The organism is Nocardioides sp. NPDC059952 (assembly GCF_042730435.1).
Lineage (GTDB): Bacteria > Actinomycetota > Actinomycetes > Propionibacteriales > Nocardioidaceae > Nocardioides.
Window position 1 is genome coordinate 1 of the sequence record NZ_JBHWLY010000034.1, and the last position, 25,995, is coordinate 25,995.

General features: G+C 69.5%; 20 protein-coding genes and 1 tRNA gene. 11 read left to right on the forward strand and 10 right to left on the reverse strand.

Annotation, left to right across the window (positions count from 1 at the left end; translation table 11 throughout):
• Window positions 1-167 precede the first annotated feature (167 nt).
• Window positions 168-1,289 carry a tetratricopeptide repeat protein gene (locus tag ACFV9G_RS16555; protein ID WP_378728583.1) on the forward strand — a complete coding sequence of 374 codons (1,122 nt, stop codon included), beginning with the start codon at window positions 168-170 and terminating at the stop codon, window positions 1,287-1,289.
• Window positions 1,290-1,533: 244 nt separating this feature from the next.
• Entirely contained in the window at window positions 1,534-2,025 is a 492-nt protein-coding gene (locus ACFV9G_RS16560; RefSeq protein WP_176884297.1) for a DUF3145 domain-containing protein, read from the forward strand.
• A 90-nt stretch (window positions 2,026-2,115) separates the two neighbouring features.
• On the opposite strand, the gene ACFV9G_RS16565 is transcribed toward ACFV9G_RS16560, so the two are convergent.
• The 7 genes from ACFV9G_RS16565 to aceE all read right to left on the reverse strand — a co-directional run bounded on the left by ACFV9G_RS16565 (window position 2,116) and on the right by aceE (window position 11,783).
• Complete coding sequence (locus ACFV9G_RS16565; protein ID WP_378728584.1) at window positions 2,116-3,561, reverse strand: acyl-CoA carboxylase subunit beta; 1,446 nt, start codon at window positions 3,559-3,561, stop codon at window positions 2,116-2,118.
• Window positions 3,562-3,737: 176 nt separating this feature from the next.
• A complete protein-coding gene (locus ACFV9G_RS16570; protein WP_378728585.1) occupies window positions 3,738-5,006 on the reverse strand; it encodes a beta-ketoacyl-[acyl-carrier-protein] synthase family protein in 1,269 nt (422 codons plus the stop codon).
• 91 nt (window positions 5,007-5,097) lie between these two features.
• A complete protein-coding gene (locus tag ACFV9G_RS16575) occupies window positions 5,098-5,349 on the reverse strand; it encodes an acyl carrier protein (protein WP_378728586.1) in 252 nt (83 codons plus the stop codon).
• Between the two features lie 54 nt (window positions 5,350-5,403).
• Window positions 5,404-6,390: a beta-ketoacyl-ACP synthase III gene (locus ACFV9G_RS16580; RefSeq protein WP_357341078.1), complete on the reverse strand. Its 987-nt coding sequence runs from the start codon at window positions 6,388-6,390 to the stop codon at window positions 5,404-5,406.
• A complete protein-coding gene (locus ACFV9G_RS16585) occupies window positions 6,387-7,577 on the reverse strand; it encodes an acyltransferase domain-containing protein (RefSeq protein ID WP_378728587.1) in 1,191 nt (396 codons plus the stop codon). Before ACFV9G_RS16585 ends, ACFV9G_RS16580 begins: the two co-directional genes overlap by 4 nt.
• A 103-nt stretch (window positions 7,578-7,680) precedes the next feature.
• Window positions 7,681-8,862 carry a PucR family transcriptional regulator gene (locus ACFV9G_RS16590; protein WP_378728588.1) on the reverse strand — a complete coding sequence of 394 codons (1,182 nt, stop codon included), beginning with the start codon at window positions 8,860-8,862 and terminating at the stop codon, window positions 7,681-7,683.
• Window positions 8,863-8,942: 80 nt separating this feature from the next.
• Window positions 8,943-11,783: a pyruvate dehydrogenase (acetyl-transferring), homodimeric type gene (aceE, locus tag ACFV9G_RS16595; protein WP_378728589.1), complete on the reverse strand. Its 2,841-nt coding sequence runs from the start codon at window positions 11,781-11,783 to the stop codon at window positions 8,943-8,945.
• Between the two features lie 85 nt (window positions 11,784-11,868).
• Between aceE and ACFV9G_RS16600 the strand changes: the two genes are divergently transcribed.
• The gene (locus ACFV9G_RS16600; protein ID WP_378728590.1) at window positions 11,869-12,762 is read left to right on the forward strand and encodes a carbohydrate kinase; all 894 of its coding nucleotides are present in this window, start codon (window positions 11,869-11,871) and stop codon (window positions 12,760-12,762) included.
• On the opposite strand, the gene ACFV9G_RS16605 is transcribed toward ACFV9G_RS16600, so the two are convergent.
• A complete protein-coding gene (locus ACFV9G_RS16605; protein ID WP_378728591.1) occupies window positions 12,759-13,718 on the reverse strand; it encodes an NAD(P)/FAD-dependent oxidoreductase in 960 nt (319 codons plus the stop codon). The two genes, ACFV9G_RS16600 and ACFV9G_RS16605, sit on opposite strands and share 4 nt — an antisense overlap.
• A complete protein-coding gene (locus tag ACFV9G_RS16610; RefSeq protein ID WP_378728592.1) occupies window positions 13,715-14,830 on the reverse strand; it encodes a glutamate-cysteine ligase family protein in 1,116 nt (371 codons plus the stop codon). Before ACFV9G_RS16610 ends, ACFV9G_RS16605 begins: the two co-directional genes overlap by 4 nt.
• Window positions 14,831-14,897: 67 nt before the next feature.
• On the opposite strand from ACFV9G_RS16610, the gene ACFV9G_RS16615 reads away from it, so the two are divergent.
• Window positions 14,898-15,674 carry a siderophore-interacting protein gene (locus ACFV9G_RS16615; protein ID WP_378728593.1) on the forward strand — a complete coding sequence of 259 codons (777 nt, stop codon included), beginning with the start codon at window positions 14,898-14,900 and terminating at the stop codon, window positions 15,672-15,674.
• Here ACFV9G_RS16615 and ACFV9G_RS16620 read toward each other — a convergent pair.
• Window positions 15,659-16,870: a glycosyl hydrolase gene (locus tag ACFV9G_RS16620; protein ID WP_378728594.1), complete on the reverse strand. Its 1,212-nt coding sequence runs from the start codon at window positions 16,868-16,870 to the stop codon at window positions 15,659-15,661. The genes ACFV9G_RS16615 and ACFV9G_RS16620 overlap by 16 nt on opposite strands.
• Before the next feature lie 65 nt (window positions 16,871-16,935).
• Between ACFV9G_RS16620 and ACFV9G_RS16625 the strand changes: the two genes are divergently transcribed.
• The 7 genes from ACFV9G_RS16625 (at window position 16,936) to ACFV9G_RS16655 (ending at window position 25,352) form a co-directional block, all read left to right on the forward strand.
• Window positions 16,936-19,896 carry an alpha-mannosidase gene (locus ACFV9G_RS16625; protein WP_378728595.1) on the forward strand — a complete coding sequence of 987 codons (2,961 nt, stop codon included), beginning with the start codon at window positions 16,936-16,938 and terminating at the stop codon, window positions 19,894-19,896.
• Window positions 19,897-20,010: 114 nt separating this feature from the next.
• On the forward strand, window positions 20,011-21,570 hold the full coding sequence (locus tag ACFV9G_RS16630) for a TIGR03767 family metallophosphoesterase (protein ID WP_378728596.1): 1,560 nt from the start codon (window positions 20,011-20,013) through the stop codon (window positions 21,568-21,570).
• A gap of 132 nt (window positions 21,571-21,702) precedes the next feature.
• The gene (locus ACFV9G_RS16635; protein ID WP_008358178.1) at window positions 21,703-22,116 is read left to right on the forward strand and encodes a DUF3052 domain-containing protein; all 414 of its coding nucleotides are present in this window, start codon (window positions 21,703-21,705) and stop codon (window positions 22,114-22,116) included.
• Window positions 22,117-22,184: 68 nt separating this feature from the next.
• Window positions 22,185-23,810, forward strand: a complete 1,626-nt coding sequence (locus tag ACFV9G_RS16640) for an AMP-binding protein (protein ID WP_378728597.1) — start codon at window positions 22,185-22,187, stop codon at window positions 23,808-23,810.
• A 70-nt stretch (window positions 23,811-23,880) separates the two neighbouring features.
• Entirely contained in the window at window positions 23,881-24,345 is a 465-nt protein-coding gene (locus ACFV9G_RS16645; RefSeq protein WP_378728598.1) for a peroxiredoxin, read from the forward strand.
• Between the two features lie 196 nt (window positions 24,346-24,541).
• Window positions 24,542-24,617: transfer RNA gene (locus ACFV9G_RS16650), tRNA-Val, on the forward strand.
• Window positions 24,618-24,863: 246 nt separating this feature from the next.
• Window positions 24,864-25,352 (forward strand): hypothetical protein, encoded by a 489-nt coding sequence (locus ACFV9G_RS16655; RefSeq protein WP_378728599.1) that lies wholly within the window; start codon window positions 24,864-24,866, stop codon window positions 25,350-25,352.
• The last annotated feature ends 643 nt before the right edge of the window (window positions 25,353-25,995 follow it).

Below are 25,995 nucleotides of genomic sequence, written 5' to 3' on the forward strand. Positions count from 1 at the left end.
AGCGCCGATGGTACTGCAACCGAGAGGCTGTGGGAGAGTAGGACGCCGCCGGACAAAATTTCAGGTAGAGGCCGCCCCTTTGGGGCGGCCTCTACTGCTTTTACTAGCGAACTGGTCTGCGGATCGTTCGAAGTCGGCTGCGGTAAGCAGCAGTGAGGAAGGCAGCTATGGCTGACGAGCGCCGTAGCAACAGAGGCGGTAAGCCCGCCGGACGCCCCGGGCGTCCGAAGAGCTCTGGTTCATCCACGGGTGGCCGTGGCGGCCGATCGGGTGACGGTAAGCCGAGCGCTGGTCGACCGAGTGGCGGTCGGCCGGGGGCTGGTCGTAGCAGCGATCGCCGTGATGGCGGAGGTGGCCGTGGCGGCGAGCAGCGTCGTGACGGTGGCCGCGGAGGAGACGAGCGTCGGGACGGCAAGCCGTCGACCGGGCGCAGCGGCCCTCGCGACGGCAGCCGCTCTGACGGTCCGAAGCGCTCCGACGGCCCGAAGCGTGGCGGTAGCAGCGACCGCAAGGGCGGTTACTCCAAGGACCGTGGCGGCAAGCCTGGTGGCAGGCCGCAGCGCCGCTTCGACGAGCCGCGTGAGGAGCGTACGGCGGATCAGCGGATCTACGACGGTCCGGAGCTGCCGGAAGAGGTGACGGGCAAGGAGCTCGACCGTGCTATCTCGGCTCAGCTGCGAGGCCTGCCCGAGAAGCTGGCGGCGCGGATCGCTCGCCACCTGGTCGCTGCCGACATGTTCATCGACTCTGACCCTGAGCTCGCCTATCAGCACGCCAAGGCGGCGAAGTCGCGTACGCAGCGGATCGCTGTGATTCGCGAGGCGCTGGGTGAGGCTGCGTACGCTGCCGGGCACTACTCCGAGGCGCTCGCCGAGCTTCGCGCGGCCAAGCGGATGAACGGCGCGACGGCGTACCTGCCGATCATGGCTGACTGCCACCGTGCGCTCGGCCAGCCCGAGCAGGCGATCAAGCTCGCGCACAGCCCCTCGGTGGCGAACTTCGATGCACCGGCGAAGGCAGAGATGACGATCGTCGAGGCCGGCGCTCGTCGAGACATGGGTCAGTTCGACGCAGCTCTGCGGATCCTCGAGCAGTCGCCGCTCAACAACAAGAGCCGGGAATCCTGGGTCGTGCGGCTGCGATACGCGTACGCGGACACGCTCCAGGAGGCCGGCCGCGACAAGGACGCGCTGACCTGGTTCCACCGCACCTACGCGATCGACTCCGAGGAGATCACCGACGCTGCGGCGCGGGCCGAGGCGCTCGAGAAGACGGTCGAGAGGGACTGACGTCCGCCTCGAACGCGCCATCAGTGGCGATCGGCAGCCATGCCGGTCGCCACTGCCCGTTTTGCTTCGATACTGGAGATCCTGGGCGCGGTAGGTAAGAATAGAAGTACAACTACATGCTTGTGATCCACCGAAGCGTGTCCTTCACGCACGATCGAGCCCGCTGGGGAAGGCGTAGCTCGCGCCGCAACGAAGGAGATATTCGGTGACCACTCAGATCAAGGACCCGAGCGCCTCGCGTGGCATCGCACGAGGCGTTGTGTTCGTGCACTCGGCTCCCTCCGCGCTCTGCCCTCACATCGAATGGGCCGTCGCGGGGGTGCTAGGCGCGCCGGTGAACTTCGACTGGACGGCGCAGCCCGCCCAAGCCGGCACCTACCGAGCCGAGCTCTTCTGGTCCGGTGCGGTCGGTTCCGCGGCGGCGATCGCGTCGGCGCTGAAGGGATGGACGCACCTGCGCTTCGAAGTCACCGAGGACGGCACGTCGACCTCCGAGGGTGCGCGCTACTCCTTCACCCCCGACCTCGGCGTCTTCCACGCCGTCACCGGGCTGCACGGAGACATCATGATCCCCGAGGACCGGCTCAAGGCCGCGGTCGTCAAGGCCGCCCTCGGTGACACCACGCTCGAGCTCGAGGTCGACAAGCTCCTCGGCAAGCCGTGGGATGACGAGCTGGAGACGTTCCGTCACGCAGGGGAAGGCGCCCCCGTACGCTGGCTGCACCAGGTCGTCTGAGCGACCCGTCAGCCGCAGAGCACGGCCGACGACGACTGAGGCCCCGGAGCGCGAGCTCCGGGGCCTCAGTCTGTGTCTGAACGGTGTCGGTCAGAGTGGGATGTTGCCGTGAGCCCCGCGGCGAACGCCGACGGTCTGGATCGCTTCCTCGAAGGCGGCCGCGATCGCCCCGCGGGTCGCCGACGGCTCGATGACTTCGTCCACGACACCGATCTCCACAGCCTTGTCGACACCGCCGGCGAGGCGCTCGTGCTCGGCCGCGAGCTCCGCCTCGACCTGAGGACGGAGGTCGGGGGCGACCTCGGCGAGCTTGCGGCGGTGCAGGATGCGGATCGCGGCGACCGGGCCCATGACCGCGACCTCCGCGCCCGGCCAGGCGAAGACCTTGGTGGCGCCGAGCGAACGGGCGTTCATGGCGATGTAGGCGCCACCGTAGGTCTTGCGGGTCACCAGGGTGACCCGAGGTACCACGCACTCCCCGAAGGCGTGCAGGAGCTTGGCGCCGCGGCGTACGACCCCGTCCCACTCCTGGCCGACGCCTGGTAGGTAGCCGGGGACGTCGACGACGACGATCAGCGGGACGCCGAGGGCGTCGCAGAGGCGTACGAACCGGGAGGCCTTCTCCGCGGAGAGGGAGTCGAGGCAGCCGCCGAGCCGCAGCGGGTTGTTGGCGACGACGCCGACGGTGCGGCCGCCGAAGCGACCCAGCGCGGTGACGATGTTGGGGGCCCAGCGAGCGTGCAGCTCCTGCGCGGTGCCCTCGTCGAGGATGTTCTCGACCAGCGGGTGCACGTCGTAGGCGCGCTTCTTCGACTCGGGCAGCTGCTCGGCGAGGTCCTTGTCCTCGACCGCGGCGACGTCGAGGCCACCCTGGGAGCCGAGGAGTGAGGTGACCGTGCGGGCCTTGTCGAGCGCCTCGCGCTCGGACTCGGTGAGGATGTGCACGACGCCGGAGCGGCGCCCGTGCGGCTCGGGCCCACCGAGGCGGAGCATGTCGACGTCCTCGCCGGTGACGGAGCGTACGACGTCGGGACCGGTCACGAAGATGCGGCCCTCGGGGCCGAGGATGACGACGTCGGTGAGGGCCGGACCGTAGGCGGCGCCGCCCGCGGCCGGGCCGAGCACGACCGAGATCTGCGGGATCTTGCCGCTGGCCTGCGTCATCGCGTGGAAGATGCGGCCGACCGCGTGCAGCGAGAGTACGCCCTCGGCCAGCCGGGCCCCGCCCGAGTGCCACAGGCCGATGATCGGGATGCCGTCGGTCATCGCACGGTGGTAGGCGTCGACGACCACGCGGCAGCCGAGGTCGCCCATCGCGCCGCCCATGACGGTGGCGTCCGAGCAGAAGGCGACCGCCCGGGTGCCGTCGACCTCGCCGACGGCGGCCAGCATGCCGGACTCGTCGTCGGGGGAGATGAGCTGGGCGGTGCCTTCGTCGAAGAGCGCCCGGAGGCGGGTCAGCGGGTGACGGGGGTCCTGGTCGCGAGGAAGCTTCTGCTTCCCCGCGGGAGCAGGTGCGGGGGCGGTGATGGTCATCAGGCCATGTCCTGTCGATCGGCGCCGAGCGCGCGTCGTCCAGCGTGAGCGCTGGCACGGGCCACGTCGTTCAGACCTCGTCGCGACGGCAGAGTGGGGTTCTTTCGAGCGGCGACAACGCCGCCAGGGAGCACGCTGGGCGGCGCGCAGCCGGTGTCCTGGCGGCCGGACATGGCCTACATGCTTCCGTAGACGACCGCGACGTTCGCGCCACCGAAACCGAAGGAGTTGTTGAGGGCCGCGATGTCGCCGACCGGCAGGTCGCGGGCCTTGGTGGCGATGTCGAGCTCGACCGCGGGGTCGAGGTTGTCGAGGTTGATCGTCGGCGGCGACTGGCGGTGGTGGATCGCCAGGACGGTCGCGACGGTCTCGAGAGCCCCGGCACCACCGAGCAGGTGGCCGGTCATCGACTTGGTCGAGGTGACCACGACGTTCTCGACGTGGTTGCCGAGGGTGGCGTGGAGCATCAGGCCCTCGGCGATGTCGCCCTGAGGGGTCGAGGTCGCGTGGGCGTTGACGTGGACGATGGTGCTCGGGTCGATGTCGCCGTCCTCGAGCGCGCGCTTGATGGCGCGGCTGCCGCCACGACCCTCGGGGTCGGGCTGGGCGATGTCGTGGGCGTCGGCGGTCACACCGGCGCCGAGGACCTCGGCGTAGATCCGGGCGCCGCGGGCCTGGGCGTGCTCGAGCGTCTCGAGCACGACGATGCCGGCGCCCTCACCGAGCACGAAGCCGTCGCGGCCGGTGTCCCAGGGACGGCTGACCGCGGTCGGGTCGCCACCATCGGGGCCGGAGGCGGTCTTGGACAGCGCCATCATGTTGGCGAAGGCAGCCATCGGCAGCGGGTGGATCGCGGCCTCGGTGCCACCGGCGAGCACGACGTCGGCGCGGCCCAGACGGATCTGGTCGGCGGCCAGGACGATCGCCTCGGAACCGGAGGCACAGGCGGAGATCGGGGTCTGAGCCGCGGCGCGGGCGCCGTAGATCAACGAGATGTTGGCTGCCGAGGCGTTGGCCATCAGCATCGGGACGGCCAGCGGGCTGACCCGGCGCGGCCCCTTGGCCAGGAGCGTGTCGTAGTTGTCGAGCAGGGTGGTGACGCCGCCGATACCGGTGGCGACAGCGACACCGAGGCGCTCACCGTCGAGTCCGGCCTCGGTGGCCGTGCCCTCGAAGCCGGCGTCCTTCCAGGCCTCGGCCGCGGCGACCACGGCGAACTGCGCGGAGCGGTCCAGGCGTCGGGCCTTGACCCTCTCCAGGACCTCGGACGGCTCGACGGCGACACGGCCGGCGATGCGTACGGGAAGGTCCTGGGCCCACTCCTCGGTGAGCTCGCGGATGCCGGAGCGGCCGGCGATCAAGGCATCCCAGGTGGTGGCTACATCTCCGCCTACCGGGTTGGTGGTGCCAAGTCCGGTGACGACGACTCGGGTGCGGCTGCTCATGTGCTCTCCGTGTGAGGTGTTGGCGCGTTGGGTCAGGTGAAGCAGGTCCGGCGGCTCGGCCTGGGAGGGTTGGCCGAGCCGCCGGGGCGCGTCAGGCGTTCGCGGAAGCCTTCTCGATGAAGCTCACCGCGTCGCCAACGGTCTTGAGGTTCTTGACCTGGTCGTCGGGGATGGATACGCCGAACTTCTCCTCGGCAGCGACGACGACCTCGACCATGGACAGCGAGTCGACGTCGAGGTCATCGACGAAGGACTTGTCGAGCTGGACGTCGTCGACATCGATGCCGGCGACCTCGTTGACGATCTCGGCGAGGTCGGAGCGGATCTCTTCGGTGGTGGCCATGTGTGGTGCTTCCTCTCGGATTTCTGTGTGGTGAAACTCTGGGGTGGTGCGGGACTACGGAACGACGACGACCTGGGCTGCGTAGACCAGACCGGCACCGAACGCGATGAGCAGGGCGGTGTCGCCCGACTCAGCCTGACCCTCCTCGATCATCCGCTCAAGGGCAAGCGGGACCGAGGCGGCCGACGTGTTGCCCATGGTGGCGATGTCGCGGGCGATCTTGACCGACTCCGGCAGCTTCATGGAGCGGGCCAGGGCGTCGACGATGCGCATGTTGGCCTGGTGCGGGACGAAGCAGTCGAGCTCGTCGGCCGTGATGCCGGCCTTGTCGAGCGCCTCCTGCCCGACCTTGGCCATGGCGTAGGAGGCCCAGCGGAAGACGGGGTTGCCCAGCATCGTCAGCCAGGGAGTCTCCTTGGCCTCGTTCGCCTCGAACCAGTCGGGGGTCTGGATGTGGTCGGCCTTGTCGCCCGAGGAACCCCACACGACCGGACCGATCCCGGGCTCCTCGCTCGGGCCCACGACAGCGGCGCCCGCGCCGTCGGCGAAGATGAAGGCGGTGCCACGGTCGTGCGGGTTCGTGATGTCGGAGAGGCGCTCGACACCGATGACGAGTACGTGACGGGCGCTGCCGCCGCGTACGAAGTCGCTGGCCATCGCGATGCCGTGGCAGAAGCCGGCGCAGGCCGCCGAGACGTCGAAGGCGGCCGGGTGGTCGGCGCCGAGCTCGTCGGCGATCAGCGCGGCGACCGCGGGGGTCTGGCGCAGGTGGCTGACGGTGGCGACGATGACGCAGTCGATCTGGTCGATGTCGATCTTGGCGTGCTCGAGCGCCTTGCGGGAGGCGGCGACCGACATCATCTGCACGGTCTCCTCCTCGCCCGCCCAGCGACGCTCGGTGATGCCGGAACGGGTGCGGATCCACTCGTCGGAGGAGTCGATGAGGTCGACGATCTCGCTGTTGGGGACCACCCGGGTCGGGCGATAGCCGCCTACGCCGAGGATGCGGGCGTGCGGGGAACCTGTCGGGGCTGAGATCACGAGTGCTGGACTCCTGTCGGGTGCAGACGCAGCAGCGGCTGACCGGGGGAAACGAGGTCGCCGTCCTCGACGAGCCATTCGATGACCTCGCCGCCGTGGGCCGAGGTGATCGCAATCGTGTCACGGAGGCTGGCGATGGCGCCGATCTCGGCGCCGGCCGGGATCACGTCGATCCCGGACACGGTCTCGGAGAGCTTGAAGGTGCCCTTGGACGGGGAGACGACCATCCGCCAGGTCGGCGTGGTCTCGATCGGGTTGGCCTCGCCGTGCTTCTCGACGAACGCGCGGGCGTCCTCGAGCTGGTCGGGAGTCTTCAGGGCGAAGGTCTCGACACCCTTGAGGGCACGCTTGGCGATCCCGGTCAGGGTGCCGGCCGGCGGCATCTCCAAGATGCCGGTCACGCCGATGTCGGACATGGTGTCGAGGCAGAGGTCCCAGCGCACCGGGTTGGCGATCTGGCCGACGATCCGGTCCAGCGCCTTGGCGCCGTCGTGGACGATCTGGCCGTCCTTGTTGCTGATCAGGCGGGTGCGCGGGTCGTGGGTCGAGACGCTCTGGGCCAACCGGGCGAGGTGACCGACGGCGGGCTCCATGTGCTTGGTGTGGAAGGCGCCGGCGACGCTGAGCGGCATCAGCCGGGCCTTGGCGGGAGGATCGGCGGCGAAGGCCTCGAGCTGCTCGAGGGTGCCGGCGGCGACGATCTGGCCGGGGCCGTTGTCGTTGGCGGGGGTGAGGCCGTGCTTCTCGATCGCGGCCAGCACCTCCTCGCGGACGCCGCCGAGGACCGCGGTCATGCCGGTCGGCGTCTTCGCGGCGGCGTCGGCCATGGCTTTGCCCCGCTCGCGGACGAGCACCATCGCCTGCTCCGCGCTGATCGCGCGCGCGCCCGCGGCGGCGGTGATCTCACCGACGCTGTGGCCGGCGACGGCGCCGATCTTGGAGAAGGCGTCCGCGGGCTGCGGGAAGAGCTGGAGCGCCGCGACCAGGCCGGTGGCGACCAGCAGCGGCTGGGCGATCTCGGTGGCGCGGATGGTCTCTGCGTCGGCATTGGTGCCGTAGTCGATCAGGTCGATGCCTGCGACGGTTGAGAGCCACTCCATACGAGCGGCAAAAGCGGGGTCCTCCAGCCACGGGGTGAGGAATCCTGGTGTCTGAGCACCTTGTCCTGGGGCGACAATGACGAGCACGCAACGATGTTCCCGTCTGGAGGGGTGTCGGTTCACCTTCAGTGGCAACGAATATCTATCGCGCAATCTTGTAGGGGTTCTACAAGTTGCCTCGCTGTCGGCCTCAGTGGTCCTGTTGCCGGCCCAGAATCAGGGCGACCTGCAGGGCGAGAGCGTCGCGCGAGTCGGTCGGGAGGAACCCGGTGAGCTCCGCGACCTGCTTGAGCCGATAGCGCACGGTGTTGGGGTGCACGAACAGCGTGCGACCGGTGGCCTCGAGGCCACCTCCGGCGGCGAAGTACGCGGCCAGGGTCTCGATCAGCGTGCTGCGGGCCTCCACCAGCGGCCGATAGAGATTCTCGATCAGGTAGCGGTGGGCCCACGCATCGCCGGCCAGGGCACGCTCGGGCAGGAACGACTGGCTGCGCGCCGGGCGTGGCGCGTCGGGCCAGCCGGGCGCGGCCCGGTAGGCGGAGAGCGCGGCCCGCGCGGACTCCGCGGCGGTGGCGAGCCCGGCCGCCACCGGTCCGACCACGACGGGGCCGTCGGCGAACAGGTCGGCGATCCGCTCGGCGGCTTCGAGGGGGTCGTCGATACCTCCGAGCAGGGCGACGAGGCGGTCACCCTGGACCGCGCACAGGGTGTGCAGGTCGTGGGCGCGGGCGCGGCGGCGTACCTCCTCCATGGCAGCGTCGAGGCGGACGCCGTCGGGGGCGTGGCCCAGGACCGCGCACAGCGGCAGGTCGGCGTCCCAGCCGAGCGCGCTGGCCCGGGAGAGGACGACCTCGTCGGTCTCGGCACGCAGGACCGCGTCGACCACGAGGGCCTCGAGCCGGGCGTCCCAGGCGCCACGCTGCTCGGCGGCGCGGGCGTAGACCTCGGCCGTGGCGAAGGCGACCTCACGCGCGTAGCGGCCGATCGCCTCGTGGACGTCGGCGGCGTCCTCGGGTCCGAGGAGGTGGTCGATGTTGGCCTCGACCACCTCGATGGAGAGGCGGACGAGGTCGACGGTCTGCTGGAGCGTGATGATGCCGGTCAGCGCACGAGGCGCGACGCCGAACATCGACGCGGCCAGGTCGGGCTTCGCGGTGTCGGCCGAGGCGCCGCCGCCGTACCAGCCGACGAACTCCTTGATGCCTGCCTGGACGATCAGGCCGACGAGGGAGCGGTTCTTCGCGGAGAGGTCCTTGAACCACGGCATCGCGTCGTCCATACGCGACGTGGCGGCCGTCGCCAGCCGGCCGGTCGCGCGTCGCAACGCCGTCGCCGTCCGCCGACGCGTATCGAGGGTCGCCTGATTGGTCACACTGCTGATCCTTCCACCTGGAGATGCGGCCGGGGGCCCGGAACTTCTCGCTCCGAGCCCCCGACCTGACGGACAGACGCTCAGGCGTCTCCGCCCTCCTGCATGATGCCCTTCGTCGCCGTCGGGTCGTCGATGCGGTAGGTGTCGAAGGCCTTCTTCGCCAACGAGGCGTCGATCTCGCCGGCCTCGGCCAGTGCCTGGAGGGCCTGGACGACGACGGACTCGGCGTCGATCTGGAAGAAGCGACGCGCGGCCGGGCGGGTGTCGGCGAAGCCGAACCCGTCGGCACCGAGGACCCGGTAGTCGTCGGGCACCCAGCGGGCGATCTGCAGCGGGACGGCCCGCATGTAGTCGGAGACCGCGATGACGGGGCCGTTCGTCGCCGAGAGCTTCTCGGTGACGTACGGCGTGCGTGGGGCCTCACCGGGGTGGTTGAGGCTCCACTGCTCGGCGTCGATGGCGTCGCGGGCGAGCTCGTTCCACGAGGTGACCGACCAGGTGTCGGCCTTGACGCCCCAGTCCTCCTCGAGGATGCGGGCAGCCTCCTCGACCCACGGGAAGCCGACGCCGGAGGCGAGCAGGCGGACCTTCGGGCCGTCTCCTTCGGCGGTCGAGACCTGGTGGATGCCCTTCAGGATGCCCTCGAGGTCGACGTTGTCGGGCTCCTTGGGCTGGCTGACCGGCTCGTTGTAGACGGTCAGGTAGAAGATGACGTTCTCGCCGTGCGGGTGCTCCTCGGTCGAGCCGTACATCCGCTCGAGGCCGCTCTGCATGATGTGGGAGACCTCGTAGGCGAAGGCCGGGTCGTAGTGCACGACCGCAGGGTTCGTCGCGGCCAGCAGCGGGGAGTGGCCGTCGGCGTGCTGGAGACCCTCACCGGTCAGCGTGGTGCGACCGGCGGTGGCGCCGACCAGGAAGCCGCGGCCCATCATGTCGGCCATCGCCCAGATCGAGTCGCCGGTGCGCTGGAACCCGAACATCGAGTAGAAGATGTAGAACGGGATCATCGGCTCGCCGTGGGTGGCGTACGCCGTGCCGGCAGCGGTCGCCGAGGCCAGAGCCCCCGCCTCGGAGATGCCCTCGTGCAGGAGCTGGCCCTGCGCGGACTCCTTGTAGGAGAGCAACAACTTCCGGTCGACCGACTCGTACTGCTGGCCGCCGGGGTTGTAGACCTTCGCGCTCGGGAACATCGCGTCCATGCCGAACGTGCGGTACTCGTCGGGCGCGATCGGGACGATCCGCTTGCCGATCTCCGGGTCACGCATCCAGTCCTTGAGGAGCCGGACGGTGGCCATCGTGGAGGCGATCTTGTTCTTGCCGGAGCCCTGCTTGAGCTCGGAGTAGACCTTCTCGCCCGGCAGGGTGAGCGGCTTGAACTCGACCCGGCGCTGGGGGAGCGGGCCACCGAGCTGCTTGCGGCGCTCCATCATGTATTCGATCTCGGCCGATGCCGGACCCGGGTTGAAGAACGGCGCCGCGCCGGTCTGCTCGTAGGTCGACTCGAGCTCCTTGTCGGAGATCGGCAGGAGCAGGCGGTCGCGGAACTTCTTCAGGTCCGCCATCGTCAGCTTCTTCATCTGGTGGGTGGCGTTCTTGCCCTCCAGAGCGTCGATCGTCCAGCCCTTGATGGTGTGGGCCAGGATGACGGTCGGCTGTCCGACGGTCTTGGTGGCCGCATCGAAGGCCGCGTAGACCTTGCGGTAGTCGTGGCCGCCGCGGGGGAGCTTGCGGATCTGCTCGTCGCTCATCTGCTCGACCATCTTGCGCAGGCGCGGGTCGGAGCCGAAGAAGTTCTCCCGGACGTAGGCACCGGTCTCGACCGAGTAGGTCTGGAACTGGCCGTCGGGGGTGGAGTTCATCTTGTTGACCAGAGCGCCGTCGACGTCCTTGGCGAGCAGCTGGTCCCACTCGCGGCCCCAGATGACCTTGATGACGTTCCAGCCGGCGCCGCGGAAGTTGGACTCCAGCTCCTGGATGACCTTGCCGTTGCCGGTCACCGGGCCGTCGAGCTGCTGCAGGTTGCAGTTGATCACCCAGACCAGGTTGTCGAGCTCCTCGCGGGCGGCCACGCGGATGGCGCCGAGCGACTCGGGCTCACCCATCTCGCCGTCGCCGAGGAAGGCCCACACCCGCTGGTCGGAGGTGTCCTTGATGCCGCGGTTCTGCAGGTAGCGGTTGAATCGCGCCTGGTAGATCGAGTTGATCCCGGTCAGGCCCATCGAGACCGTCGGGAACTCCCAGAAGTCGGGCATCAGGCGCGGGTGCGGGTAGGAGGAGATGCCCTGGCCGACGCCGTGCTGCACTTCCTGGCGGAAGCGGAAGAGCTGCTCCTCGTTGAGCCGACCCTCGAGGAAGGCACGCGCGTAGATGCCGGGGGAGGCGTGGCCCTGGATGAAGACCTGGTCGCCGCCGCCCGGGTGGTCCTTGCCACGGAAGAAGTGGTTGAAGCCGACCTCGTAGAGGCTCGCGGAGGACTGGTAGGTGGCGATGTGGCCGCCCACCTCCAGGCCCTTGCGGTTGGCGGAGGAGACCATCACGGCGGCGTTCCAGCGGATGAAGGCCCGGATGCGTCGCTCGATGTCCTCATCGCCCGGGAACCACGGCTCGCGGTCGGAGGGGATGGTGTTGATGTAGTCGGTGCTGCGCAGTGCGGGGACCCCGACGGACTTCTCTCGGGCTCGCTCCAGCAGACGCAGCATCATGTAGCGGGCTCGCTCGCGTCCGCTCGACTCGAGCATCGCGTCGAACGAGCCGAGCCACTCACTGGTCTCTTCGGGATCGATGTCCGGAAGCTGGGTCGGTAGACCCTCGTGGATTACGGTCGGCTGGGCGGGGGTCGGGCCCTGCGGACCACCAGCAGTCTCGGTGGATTGTTCGGTCACATCCTCAATGGTCGCACGGGGTCGAGAGCGGCTGCCCATCCGCGGTGGGTTACTGGACAGTAGGCGGTTTCTGCTGGTCAACCCCGGAAAATTCGTTCGTACGTCGAGTTGCTAATCTGCCGCCGTGACCAGCCTGGATCGTGACAATGCCGCTGCTGACGTCTTGGTGGTAGGTGAGGCTCTGGTCGACGTGGTGACGACAGCCGATGGCGTGACCAGGGACCACCCCGGCGGGAGCGGCGCCAACGTCGCGGTCGCGCTGGGCCGGCTCGGCCGTCCGGTGCGCTACGCGGCCTCCTACGCCGACGACGCGCGTGGGCAGGCACTGGCCGCCCACCTGGCCGGCTCCGGGGTCCGGATGGCGTGCGACCCGCACGTGCTGGCCCGCACCTCGACCGCGCAGGCCACCATCACGGCCGACGGGTCGGCGACGTACGTCTTCGACCTGGAGTGGAAGCTCGGCGAGATCGCGGTGGGGACGCCGCGGTTCGTCCACATCGGCTCGCTCGCGCCGGTGCTCTCGCCGGGCGCCGAGACGGTCTTCGCGCTGCTCGACGGGCTGCCCGACTCCGTCCGTGTCCTCTACGACATCAACATGCGGCCCACGCTGACCGGAACCGGCCAGGAGGTCGTCTCTCGGATCGAGCGGGCGGCGGCGTACGCCGACGTGGTCAAGGCGAGCGACGAGGACCTGGAGACGCTCTACCCAGGGGCAGGGCTCGACAAGGCGGCCGCCCGGCTGCTCGAGCTCGGTGCCGGTGCGGTCGCGGTGACCCGCGGCGGCGACGGCGCCAGCTGGATCACCGCGTCCGAGCGGATCGACGTGGCGGCTCAGAAGGTGACGGTCGTGGACACCATCGGTGCCGGCGACACCTTCTCCGCGGGCCTCGTCGACGCACTCTGGGACGACTTCGGGCGCGACCGGCGCGAGGTGCTCGCCCACGGGGTCCGGGCGGCGGCGGTCACCGTCTCGCGCGCCGGTGCCAACCCGCCGACCCGGGCCGAGCTCGACGGCTAAGCCGCGAGGCGCTCGGCGAGCGTACGTCCCAGCCAGGCCGAGGAGCGGACCGAGCTGCCACATCCGGCCAGGAGCAGGCCGGGCGCGGGCTCGTCGAGAACCAGCTTCTTCTGGGCGATGTCGACACCCCACAGGATCTGCTCGACCTTGGCGTCGCGAAGCCAGGGGAGTGCGGCCGCGAGGCCACGATCGAGCAGGGTCTCCCAATGGTCGACGGGGCCGCTGAGGTCGTCGTCCTCGACGATGTCCTCCTGGCCGACCAGCACCCGCAGGTGCCCTTCGACCGACTTCACGAAGGCGTAGCCGAAGCCCTCGCCGACCGGCACGATCGTGTGCGGCATCCGCTCCCGCTCGGGAGGGACGGGGAGGTCGAGCACGAAGAGCTGGCGCTTCTCCAGCTCGGCCTCGCTCTGCGGGAAGAGCCGGGCGTTGGCGGCGCCCAGCGCGAACAGGACCCGCTCCGCGCGGATCGTGCCGCGCGCGGTCTCGACCAGGTGGCCCGAGCCGTCAGGACGTACGCCTTCGACGACCGCACCCGGGATGACCTGTGCCCCGGCGTCGGAGGCCCGCTCCAGCAGGTGGGAGACGAGCCGGGTCGCGGAGATGTTGAGCGCCGGGATGTGCTCGCCGGTGTGGAGCAGGTGGTAGGTGTTCTCGATCGCGGCCAGGTCGACGCCCTCGGCGAGCAGGCCCTGCACGAACTCGGCGGTCTCGGTGGTCATCTCCCGCTTGACCGGGTCGGCCCAGGTCCAGCGGATGCTGCCGCCCGAGTAGCGGTAGGTGGAGACGTGGCCGGGGTCGTCGTCCGGATCGTCGCCGAGCACCACGATCCGCAGCTCCGGTGACATCCGCGCCAGGAAATAGGCTGTCGCGGCGCCGATCGGGCCGGCTCCGCAGATCGCCACGTCGGCCTCTACGAGAAGTTCAGCGGTCAGGTCGGCGGGGAGATCAGTCAACGAAGTCCTTCCGGGAGGTACATCAGGCCTGTGCGCGAATATGCGTCCAGAAGGCTATCGGCTGGGGTGCGTCCCGCGTCCAGCAGCCGGTCCAGCGGGTCGAGGTGGCCGGCCTCCGGCATGCCGGCCAGCGCGCGGCGAGCGGCCGCGAGCACGTCGCGCGCGCCGGCGGCGATCTCGGGGTCGGCGAACGCGTCGTTCGCGGAGCGTTGATGCAGGTCGCGGCTGGGTCTGTCGGCAAGACCCGGCAGGTCCTCGGCGAGGCAGACGCCCAGCGTCAGTGCCGCCCCGGCGAGCAGCAGGTCGCGGGAGAGGAAGGCGTCGAAGGCCTTGAACTCGATGCGTCCCTCCTCCTGCGGGATCCGTGGCGGGTGGACCATCGTCGGCTCGGCGTCTGCCGGAGCCGGGGCGACGAAGCAGCGTGCGGCCACCCGTCGCCAGGTGCGCTCGTAGGTGCGCTTGCTGGGCCCGCGCCAGACCCGACCGGCGTGGAACGGTGAGCTGAAGCTGAACGGCACCATGAACGGGCTGTAGTAGGTCAGCCGGCGGGTCACCTCGACGACCTGTTCCGCGGACAGATCGGGGAAGGAGAGGTTGATGTCGGGGCCGTAGCTCAGGTTGGAGACCTCGGCGTGGTCGTACTCACGATGCTCGGCTCGCATCTTCTGCTCCCACTCGTTGAGCGGCGGTTCGAGGACGTACGCCTCACGGACCGGGTTGAAGCCGACGATGCCCAGGTGCAGGCCGAGGGGAGCGAGGCGCTTGGAGAGGTCGTCCTGCAGATCGATCAGCCGGTCGGCGGCCTCGGTGGTGCTCGAGCAGATCGGGGTGCGGATCTCCACCCCCTTGACCAGCATCGAGGTGAAGGTGCCGTCGACGTCGAAGCGCTCGTCTCCCTCGAGATACCAGTAGCCGCTCTTGATCCCGAGGTCGCCGCGGACGAGGTTGTCGTCGGTGGTGCCGGAGCCGTCGGCAAGGGCGCGTTGGAGGGTGTCGAAGTCGAGATCCCCGAAGTCATGGAAGACGCCCGTGTCGCGAAACGTGCCCGCGCCTACGTCGGGTGACTCCGTCACCAGGGCATACTCGAACTCGAACCCGGCGGAGTAGAGCACGGCGCAACTCTAGGGCAGTCCGCGGGCCCTCATCTGCATTTCTCGGAAATTAGGTTAGGCTCCCCTCATGTTTCGCGCGGTGAAGCCGGAGACAAAGCCGGAGACGCGGGTCGTGGTCACCTCGACCCGGCGTCTCAGTGCTGGGATGACCCGCGTCCATCTCCGTGCCGAGGACCTCTCCGCGTTCGAGGGCAGCGTGTGCACCGACCGGTTCGTGCGCCTGGAGATCCCGGTCGGCGACGGCACGAGCGTCTGTCGCACCTATACGGCGCTGGACCCCTCGGTCGCCGAGGGGACCCTCGCGGTCGACTTCGTGCACCACGGCGACGAGGGTGTCGCCGGCCGGTGGGCGGCGACGGCCGGCCCGGGTGACGTGCTCACCGTGCGCGGGCCGGGCGGGACGTACGCTCCGGACCCGGCCGCCGACTGGCACCTGCTCGTCGGCGACGAGTCCGGCCTGCCCGCGATCCGGGCGGCGCTGGCTGCGCTGCCGGCCGACGCGGTGGGCTACGCGGTGATCGAGGTGCCCTCCGCGGAGCATCTCCAGCAGGTCGAGGCGCCGGCCGGGGTCGAGGTGCGCTGGCTGGACGCCACCGTCGATCCGCCGTTGGAGTCCGTCGTGCGCGAGCTGCCCTGGCTGCTCGGCCGGGTGCACGCCTTCGTGCACGGCGAGGCCGAGGTCACGATGCAGCGGATCCGGCCCTACCTTCTGCGTGATCGCGGGGTGCCGCGCGGCGACCTGTCGATCTCCGGCTACTGGCGCCGTGGCAACAACGAGGACAGCTTCCGTACGTGGAAGCGCAGCCAGGCTTCCGACCGCCGGGTGGCTTACTCGGCTCGCTGAGGTTCGGGCCAGGCCAGCGGCGGGACGATCTCGACCGGCCCCTCGATCCGGGCCGCGACCCAGGCGCGGTGGAAGTCGCTGCCGGGGGCGACCTCGGCACGGCGCTCGGGCTCGCGGACGAGGTCGACGGGGCACTCGATCAGCTGACGGGCGACCGGCTCGGGGCGAGGGCCGCCGTGCTCGGCGATCGAGGCGGCCAGCGCCTCGGCGACGGGCTTGCGCCGGTGGTCGACGGTGAAGAGACCGAGGTCGTACTCCCGATCAGGGAAGTCGACCAGCGATCGGTCCAGGTCATGGGAGCACCACCAGGTGATGCCGTACAGGGCCGGGTTCTGCGCGACGTGGTCGACGGTGCCGGTGACGAACTCGCGCACGCTCTCCGGTCCGATCTCCGGCAGGGGAGCGCCGACCTCCTGGAGCCAGACCGGGCGCCCCGGCTCGGCGGCGTACGCAGCGGCCAGCTCGACCAGGTAGTCGGCGTGCGTGAGCGTCGCCGGGCCCAGGGGCGCGTCGATCGCGCCGACGCCGTTGAAGACCCAGGAGTGCACGGTGCTGAGGTCGCCGAGGGTGGTGACGTCGGCGGGCCCGAAGGGGTGGTCGGGCGCGTAGAAGGCGTCGTCGAAGAGCGAGTGCAGGCAGAGCAGGCCGGGGGCGGCCCTGCGGGCGGTCTCGAGGAGCTCCTGGGCCCAGGAGCGCGAGTCGGCGATGGTGGTCGGGTTGGCCGGCCACAGGTTGTTCACCTCGTTGCCGAGGGTCAGCGCGAAGACGTTGTCCCGGGTGGCGACCGCGCCGGCGAGGGTGTCGACGTAGGTGCGCAGGCCCGCGCGCACCTCGGGGTGGCTGAAGACCGATCGCCGGTGGTGGGTGAGCACCCACGACGGCAGGAAGTCGAAGCTGGACAGATGGCCCTGGACCAGGTCGACGCAGACGTCGAGCCCGCGGGCGGCGGCCAGGTCGATGGTGGTGAGCACGTCGTCGACCGCCGAGGACCGGATCAGCGAGCGGTTGGGCTGGATCCAGGGCCAGACCGGGAAGATCCGTACGTGGTCGAGGCCGAGGCCGACGAGGTCGTCGAAGTCCCGGGCGATCTGGTCGGCGTCGAAGTCGAGCCAGGAGTAGAACCAGCCGGACGACGGCACGTGGTTGGCGCCGAAGCGCAACGGGGCAGGGGCCGGCGGCGTCGGTAGGGCTGGCACTCGCGCAATATAACCGCTCAACTAGGTCCCGACCCTTGGCGAGACGACAGACAGGACGAGCACTGATGCACGACGACGTACACCTCACCGAGGGCCGCGTGAGCCGGGTCCTCAAGGAGCGACTCTGGCCGGCCGTGCACACGCTCTCGACTCCGGTCGGCGTCGAGTGGCACGAGCTGCCGGGGGAGCCGATCGCTCCCGCGGACGGGCTGGCCCTGACGTACGAGCCCGTCGAGGTCGGCACCGAGTGGGGCCCAGCCTGGGGGACGACCTGGTTCCGGATCACCGGGACCGTGCCCGCTGGATGGTCGGGGAAGCGGGTCGAGCTGGTCTGCGACCTCGGCTTCGACGTCAGCCGGACCGGGTTCCAGTGCGAGGCGCTGGCCTACACGGCCGCCGGGGAGCCGGTCAAGAGCCTCAACCCACGCAACCAGTGGGTGCTGGTGGCGTCGGAGGCCGTCGGGGGTGAGGAGGTCGAGCTCTTCCTGGAGGCCGCGGCCAACCCGCTTCTCCTCGAGCACCACCCGTTCCTGCCGACGCGGGAGGGTGACATCGCGACCTCGTCGAAGCGAAAGCTCTACACGACGCGTCGCATCGAGCTCGCCGTCTTCGAGAAGGACGTCTTCGAGCTCTGCCTCGACCTGGAGACGCTCCATGAGCTGCAGGTCGAGCTGCCCGCAGGGCCGCGGAAGTCGCGAATCCTGCAGGCGATGGACGACGCCTTGGACCGGGTCGACCTGCAGCGGGTCGCGGAGACGGCGGCTGCCGCCCGCTCGGTGCTGAGCGGGGTTCTGGAGCCGGCTGCCCACGAGTCCGCGCACCAGATCGCCGCGATCGGCCATGCCCACATCGACTCCGCCTGGCTGTGGCCGGTGCGCGAGACGATCCGCAAGGTCGCTCGCACCACCTCCTCGATGACCGAGCTGCTCGGCGAGGACCCCGACTTCCGCTACGGGATGTCGTCGGCCCAGCAGTACGCCTGGCTCAAGGAGCACCGGCCCGAGGTCTACGCGCGCGTGAAGGCCGCCGTCGCCGAGGGTCGCTTCATCCCGCTCGGCGGCATGTGGGTCGAGTCCGACACCACGATGCCGTCGGGGGAGTCGCTGGTGCGGCAGTTCCTCTACGGTCAGCGGTTCTTCGAGTCCGAGTTCGGGATCCGCTGCCACGGGGTGTGGCTGCCGGATTCCTTCGGCTACTCGCCGGCGCTGCCGCAGCTGATGAAGCGGGCCGGGTTCGACTGGTTCTTCACCCAGAAGATCTCCTGGAACCAGGTCAACAAGTTCCCCCACCACACCTTCGAGTGGGAGGGCATCGACGGCTCCCGCATCCTGAGCCACTTCCCGCCGATGGACACCTACAGCTCCCAGCTCTCCGGTGCGGAGGTCGCCAAGGCCTCGCGCCAGTTCCAGGAGAATCGGGTCGCCACCGGGTCGATCGCGCCCGTCGGCTGGGGCGACGGTGGTGGCGGCACCACCCGGGAGATGGCCGGCAAGGCCCGCCGGCTCCGCGATCTCGAGGGCTCGGCCCAGGTCTCCTGGCGCCACCCGGACGACTTCTTCACCGAGGCCCGTGCCGAGCTCCGCGAACCGCCGGTCTGGGTCGGTGAGCTCTACCTCGAGCTCCACCGCGCCACCCTCACCTCGCAGCACCTGACCAAGCAGGGCAACCGGCGCTGCGAGCACCTGCTCGTCGAGGCCGAGCTCTGGTCCGCGACCGCCGCGGTCCGTGGACTTCTGGACTACCCCTACGACGAGCTGGACGCCTTGTGGCAGCAGGTGCTGCTGCAGCAGTTCCACGACATCCTGCCCGGTACGTCGATCGCCTGGGTCCACCGGGAGGCGGTCGCCCAGTATGCGCGGGTCGCCAGGGCCGCCGAGGATCTCATCGAGCGAGCGCTCACGGCTCTCGCCGGCGACGGCACGGTCGCGCTGAGTGCCGACGGGCGCTCGGGGGCGGTGGTGGCTGCACCGCCCACCGGGGTCGTCTCCGTGGTCGAGGAGGGTGGGACGTACGTCTTGGGCAACGAGCTCGTCCGGATCACGGTCTCGGCCGAGGGGCTGATCACCTCGGCGCTCGACCTGGCGACCGGTCGCGACGCGATCCCGGCCGGCGCCGAGGCCAACCTGCTGCAGCTCCACCAGGACTTCCCGAACATGTGGGACGCCTGGGACGTCGACCGGTTCTACCGCAACCGCGCCACCGACCTGCGTGAGGTCTCCTCGATCTCGGTGACGCCCGACGGGCTGGTCATCGAGCGACCGATCTCCGCCGACTCCTCGACGGTGCAGACCCTGACGCTGGCTCCGGGGTCGAGGGTGCTGGAGATCTCCCAGCGCACCGAGTGGAACGAGACCGAGAAGTTCCTCAAGGTCGCCTTCCCGCTCGACGTACGCGCCGAACAGACGCTCGCCGAGACCCAGTTCGGCTACCACCGCCGGCCGACCCACACCAACACCTCCTGGGAGGCGGCGAAGTTCGAGACGTCCATGCACCGCTGGGTGCTGGCCGCCGAACCCGGGTTCGGGGTCGCGCTGGTCAACGACTCGACCTACGGCTTCGACGTCACCCGGCCGACGGCCCTGACGACCGAGGTACGGCTCTCCCTCCTGCGCGCGCCGCGGTTCCCCGACCCGGAGACCGACCAGGGCGTGCAGACCCACCGCTACGGCCTGGTCATCGGGGCCGATGTCGCGGCCGCGACCGAGGCGGGCGCCGCGCTCAACACGCCTGCTCGCGAGGTCACCGGCGCCCAGGCTGTCGAGCCGCTCGTGACCGTCTCCGGCGAGGGGCTGGTGGTCTCGAGCGTGAAGCTCGCCGCCGACCGCTCCGGCGACCTGGTCGTCCGTGTCTACGAGTCCGCCGGCGCGCGTACGCAGGGGGAGCTGCGCGTCGACGGACGGTACGCACGGGTCAGTGAGGTCTCGCTGGTCGAGGATCCTCTTGCCGAGGTGAGCACCGACGGAGGAGCTGTCGCGCTCGGTCTCGGTGCGTTCGAGGTTCGTACGCTGCGGTTCCATCGCAGCTGACGACGCTCAGCCGGCCGTCCATCGATCACCACCAGGGCCACCGCGATGTGCTGCTGGGGAGTATCGTTCGCGCACGACCGCGGCGGCCGGTCCTGAGGAGAAGAGGCGGCGTAGATGGGTGTCACGAGCGAGAGCGGGCGGATCGTCGCGGGAGGCCGGAAGGGCACCTACGTACGTCTGGCCGAAGGCCCGCAGGAGCGCCATGTCTCGCGCACCGATCTGGCTCGCAAGCCCGAGGAGCTGGGCGAGCCGGTGCTGACCGTCGCGCACCTGTCCGACCTGCACATCTGCGACCACCAGTCGCCGGCTCGGGTCGAGGTGCTGGACCGGCTCATGGACCCCGACGCCACGACCCGTGAGCTGATCGACGAGATCGGGACGTACCGGGCCCAGGAGCTGCTGACCGCACAGGTCGGCGCGGCGATGGTCGAGGCGGTCAACGAGATCACCGAGGGCCCGATCGGCGGTGGCCCGCTCGACCTGGCGATCGCGACCGGCGACAACACCGACAACGGGCAGTACAACGAGCTCGACTGGTATCTGACGCTGCTCGACGGCGGGCGCCTGACCCCCGACTCCGGCGACATGCTGCACTACGAAGGCGTCGCCACGCTGCCGGACAAGCGCTTCTGGCACCCTCAGGGCGAGACGCACGACATGCGCCGGGGCGACCACGGCTTCCCGCTCGTCCCCGGGCTGCTGAAGGCCGTGCGCCGCGCGATCGACTCACCCGGGCTGGAGGTGCCCTGGCTGGCCGTCAACGGCAACCACGACGGGCTGCTGCAGGGCACCGTGCCGGGCACCTCCGCCATCGGCGAGATCGCGGTCGGCGATCTGAAGGCGATCGCCATGCCCGAGCACTGGACCGACGAAGCCAAGGCGAAGCTCATCGCCGGGCTGATCTCGGGTGACCCGGTGGCGCTCGGGATGCTGGCCGAGCTGGAGCCGTACGAGGTGACCCCCGACCGGCGCCGCCGGCAGACGACGCTGCAGGAGTTCGTCGACTCCCACGTGCACGACGAGGCGAAACCGCCGGGCCACGGCTTCAAGGCGGGCGGGAAGCCCTATTACCGCTACGACGTCAACGACGAGGTCACCTTCGTCGTCCTCGACACGGTCAACCCGGCCGGCGGCTTCCAGGGGTCGATCGACGCCGAGCAGCTCGAGTGGCTCGACGCCGTGCTCGCCTCCACCGACTACGACGAACGGCTCGCGGTGATCGCCAGCCACCACGACGTGGCCTCGCTGGTCAACGACATGAGCGGCGCCGGCGGCACGCGGCGGGTGCTCAGCGACGAGGTCGAGCAGACCGTCTCACGCCATGAGAGCGCCGTGCTCTGGCTCAACGGGCACACGCATCGTACGTCGGTGAAGCCTCGCGGCTCCTGGTGGGAGGTCACCGCACCGTCCCTGATCGACTGGCCGCAGCAGGGCCGGATCGTCGAGCTCATCTCCGACGGGGACGTGCTCACCATCGCCACCACGATGCTCGACCACGCCGGTCCCGCCCGCTGGAGCGGCTCGATCGAGGAGGTGGGCCACCTCGCCTCGCTCTCCCGTGAGCTGTCCGCCAACGACTGGCAGGGGCCGCAGGTGCGCCTCGCCGAACACCCGTCGGCCGGGACGGCTCAGGATCGCAACGTACTGCTCCATCTGCTCGATCCGAGGGCCTGAAAGGCCTCCGACACGCCGTTATCTAGCGGATGACAGGCGGGTGGGGTTGCGTGGACCAGCGTTCTCCGCTGGACTACCACCAACCAAGTTCATGCAAGCGGCGTGGACATCAAGCTTTTGGAGGAACGACACGTGAGCTCGACCGCAGCCACAGGGCCTGCGGACCGGCTGGGCCTCAAGTCCGGCATGGTCATCCAGGAACTGGGCTGGGACAACGACACTGATGACGAGCTGCGGGTCGCCATCGAAGACTCCGTCGACGCAGATCTGGTCGACGGCGACTACGGCAACGTGGTCGACGCCGTGCTGCTGTGGTGGCGCGATGACGACGGTGATCTCGTCGACGGCCTCGTCGACGCGCTGACCGACCTCGTCGGGGGTGGGGTCATCTGGCTGCTGACGCCGAAGGTGGGCCGCCCCGGTGCGGTCGACCCGGCCGACATCGCCGAGGCCGCGCCGATCGCCGGACTGTCCCAGACCACCACCGCATCTGTGAGCAAGGACTGGGCAGCGACGCGTCTGCTGGCGCCGAAGACGCCGGTCTGAGGCGTCGGCGCTTGGGTGGATGGACATCCGATGGTCATCGGGACACGCGTCCCACTAGAATCCGCGGGGTGTTCTCGACAACGGCTGCCAAGGCACGTACCGCCGGCTCTGCGGTGAAGATCCTCGCCGGCTCGGGCATCGTCCGACCGGTCAACCCCTTCGGGCTCGCCCGGACCGGGCTGGCGCTGGCGCGCTGGGGCACCGGTCCGGCGGGTGGGTTCATCGGTCTGGCTCACCGCTATCCGCGACGACTCGCGGTGATCGACGAGCTGGGCTCGCTGACGTACGCCGACCTCGACCGCCGCTCCAACGCGATCGCCCGGGCCCTGGCCGCCCGTGGGATCGGGGAGGGCGACGGGGTCGCGATCATGTGTCGCAACCACCGCGGCTTCGTCGACGCGACCCTGGCGGTCGCGAAGCTGGGCGCCGACGCGCTCTACCTCAACACCGCCTTCGCCGGTCCGCAGCTCGTCGGGGTGCTGGAGCGGGACCAGCCCGCGCTGATCATCCATGACGAGGAGTTCACCGGACTGCTCGCGGAGGCGACCACGGCCGCGAGGCTGGTCGCGTGGGTGGACTCCTCCGAGCCTGGTGAGACGCTCGAGTCGCTGGTCTCCGGCGACGCCCGGCCGGTGGCGCCGCCGAAGCGGCACGGCCGGATCGTGATCCTCACCTCCGGCACCACCGGGGCGCCGAAGTCGGCGCCGCGCCCGGAGGCCGGGTTCGATGCGGCGGTCGCGCTGATGTCGCGGATGCCGATGAAGGACGGCTGGCGCTGCTTCGTCGCCGCCCCGCTCTTCCACACCTGGGGGCTCGCCCACCTGCTCTTCGCCGAGCTGCTCGGCACCACCATGATCCTGCGTCGCCGGTTCGACCCGGAGGACGCCGTGGCGACCCTCGCGGAGACCCGGGCCGACTCGTTCGTGGTCATCCCGGTCATGATGCAGCGGATCCTGTCGCTGCCGGAGGAGACGCTGGCTGCGTACGACCTGGAGGGGATCGCCTCCCGGCTGAAGGCCGTCGCGTCCTCCGGCTCGGCGCTGCCCGGCGATCTCGCGCTGGAGTGGATGGACCGGTTCGGGGACAGCCTCTACAACGTCTACGGCTCGACCGAGGTCTCCTACGCCTCGATCGCCGACCCCGTCGACCTGCGCGAGGCGCCGACCTCGGCCGGCAAGGTGCCCTGGGGGACCCGGATGCGGATCCTCGACGGCGACGGCGTCCCGATGCCCGATGGTGAGGCCGGCCGGATCTTCGTCGGCAACGGGCTCCTCTTCGAGGGCTACACCACCGGCGGCGGCAAGGAGGTCGTCGACGGTCTGATGGCGACCGGTGATGTCGGGCGGTTCGGGCCCGACGGCCGGCTCTACGTCGAGGGCCGCGACGACGACATGATCGTCTCCGGTGGCGAGAACGTCTTCCCGCAGGAGGTGGAGGACTGCCTGATGCGCCACCCGCTGATCGCCGACGCGGCCTGTGTCGGCGTCGAGGACCCTGACTTCGGCAAGCGGTTGCGCGGGTTCGTCGTCCTGGTCGCGGAGGCCGATCCGGGCGCCGACGTCGAGGCGGTGCTCAAGGACTGGGTCAAGGACAATCTGGCGCGCTTCAAGGTGCCGCGAGAGATCGTGGTGACCGATGCGTTGCCTCGCAATGCCACCGGCAAGGTGCTGCGTCGCGAGCTGGCGCAGCGGTGATCACCCCATCTCGGGGCCCACGTGACGGAATGAATTTCGCTTCCGTCGACAGCAAGGGGATGCTGGACCTGTGAGTGGACTTCAGATCGGCGCACCGGCCCCCGACTTCACCCTGCGTGACCAGTTCGGTGCCGACGTGACGCTGTCGGACTTCTACGGCAAGAAGGCCGTGGGGATCTTCTTCTTCCCGTTCGCCTTCTCCGGCGTGTGCACCGGTGAGATGAGCGGTCTGCGCGACCGGCTCGACGAGTTCGTCACCTTCGACACCGAGGTCCTGGCGATCTCGTGCGACCCGGTGTACGCCATGCGACAGTTCGCCGACACCGACCGGCTCAACTTCTCGGTGCTCTCCGACTTCTGGCCGCACGGTGAGGTGGCCCAGGCCTACGACGTCTTCAACGACCGCACCGGCGCCCCCCGACGGTCCTCCTACATCGTCGACAAGGCGGGCCTGGTGCGGTGGGCCGTGCACAACGACAACGCCGACGGCCGCGACCTCGACGAGCATCTCCGCCAGCTCCACGCGGCGGTGTGACGAAGTAGTTTACGGGTCATCAAAGGTCCGTTAACAGGCTGGTTACATGACTTTTCTATGCCCGGGGTGGGATCTACTCTTGAGGTGTTGAGCCGCTGATGACCCGAGACGTCAGCGGCTCAACTTCCATTTCAGGGTTGGTACGTCGGCCCGGTTCGTCGGGCCCGCCCCTGATCGCGTACTCTTGGGGCGCTTTGGACGCATAGCTCAGCTGGTAGAGCGCCTCCCTTACAAGGAGGATGTCGGGGGTTCGAGTCCCTCTGCGTCCACCACGGTTTGGTCCCAGTTGGGGACCCTGTTTCGGCCTCTCCGGTCTCCTCGTCGGGCTCAGATGCCCCCAGGATGTCCCCGAGTCGCTTGGCTTAGTCCAGAGGTTGTCGGCGATCACGTGGCCGTAGAGGACCATCCGCCATGGCCGCAGGGGCAAGCCCCAGGATGCGCTGCCGCAACGTGGCCGCTGTGCACGGAAGCCGCCGAATCCGATGGCGTGAGCATTGTGGATCAGCCAGTCTGGACTCGTGACCACCAATCCAGAGGACGTCCCATCGCTGGCGCTGGTTAGTGCTTGGGAAACCCTCGGGACGCTACGGACTGAGCTCGTGCCCATCTGGGCGGCGCATTGGCTGGCGCAAGGCCTAGACGGAGAAGGGATCGTCGCGCTCGCTTCTCTGGGCCCCAGCGATATTCGAGAAGTGCATGACCTCCTCCCGGACGCCCTGGTCGATGCCGGTGTCGAGCCGATCAGCAGGGCCGGCGCAGCGGCGCGGCTTGCGTTCGATCATGTTGCACGCATGCACCTCGACGGCAAAGCTGGCTGGCGATGGGTTCTAACAGCGGTTACCGGTGTGTTCGTGCAGAACGACTACGGGCGCGAGTTTCACAACGAGCCGCTTGGGGCGCTCTACGGACTCGAGGACGAGGTGGCGGGTGGATGGGGTCGGCGCCTGGAGGAGATCGAGGCTGAAGTTCATGACGCTTGCGAGCGTCAGATCCAACTCACATCGTGACGTCACCGATCTCTGGGCCACTTGATCTGCGACGCCCCCAAGACCTCTCCGCGATCACCCCACCCCGCTGATCGTTCCTCCGTGCCAAACTCTGTATATGGGTTGGTGGCGCGTCGTGAAGACCGAAACCGGTCGCGCGATAGCACCACGCTGGGTGACTCGTAGTCACCTCCCCGACTTGCTGCCGGGCTTGCTCTGGAGGCGGGGCTCGGTGCTGTTGGGCGGCCGGCTCCACTTCTGCGTGGGCCATCTTGAGTCCGTCCACAGCACCATCGAATGGAAGTCCACCGATTGGCTCGTCGGCTACCGCACGTTTGTAGGGCAGCACCGTGAGCGAGAGACGAGCCGATTCGACGATCCGGACCCGTACGTCGATGTGTAATTTGTGATCCGCCAACTGGAGTGCGACAGCTCCCCGACAACTGATCTGCGACACCGAGGCCGTTCTCATCGGGGCGGTCTGTGCGGATCAGCTCAGCCTAGGCAATCGCCGATACTCAAATCAGCAGCGCATGCGGGACAAGTCGATGCGCCGAAGTACAAGCGCAGGTTGTGGGCAACTGTCTCCCGCCCATGAACTTCCGCCAGGCTCAGCAGTCGAGCTTCCGATGTTCCCGCGGCTGGCTCGACGCCCGTCACATCT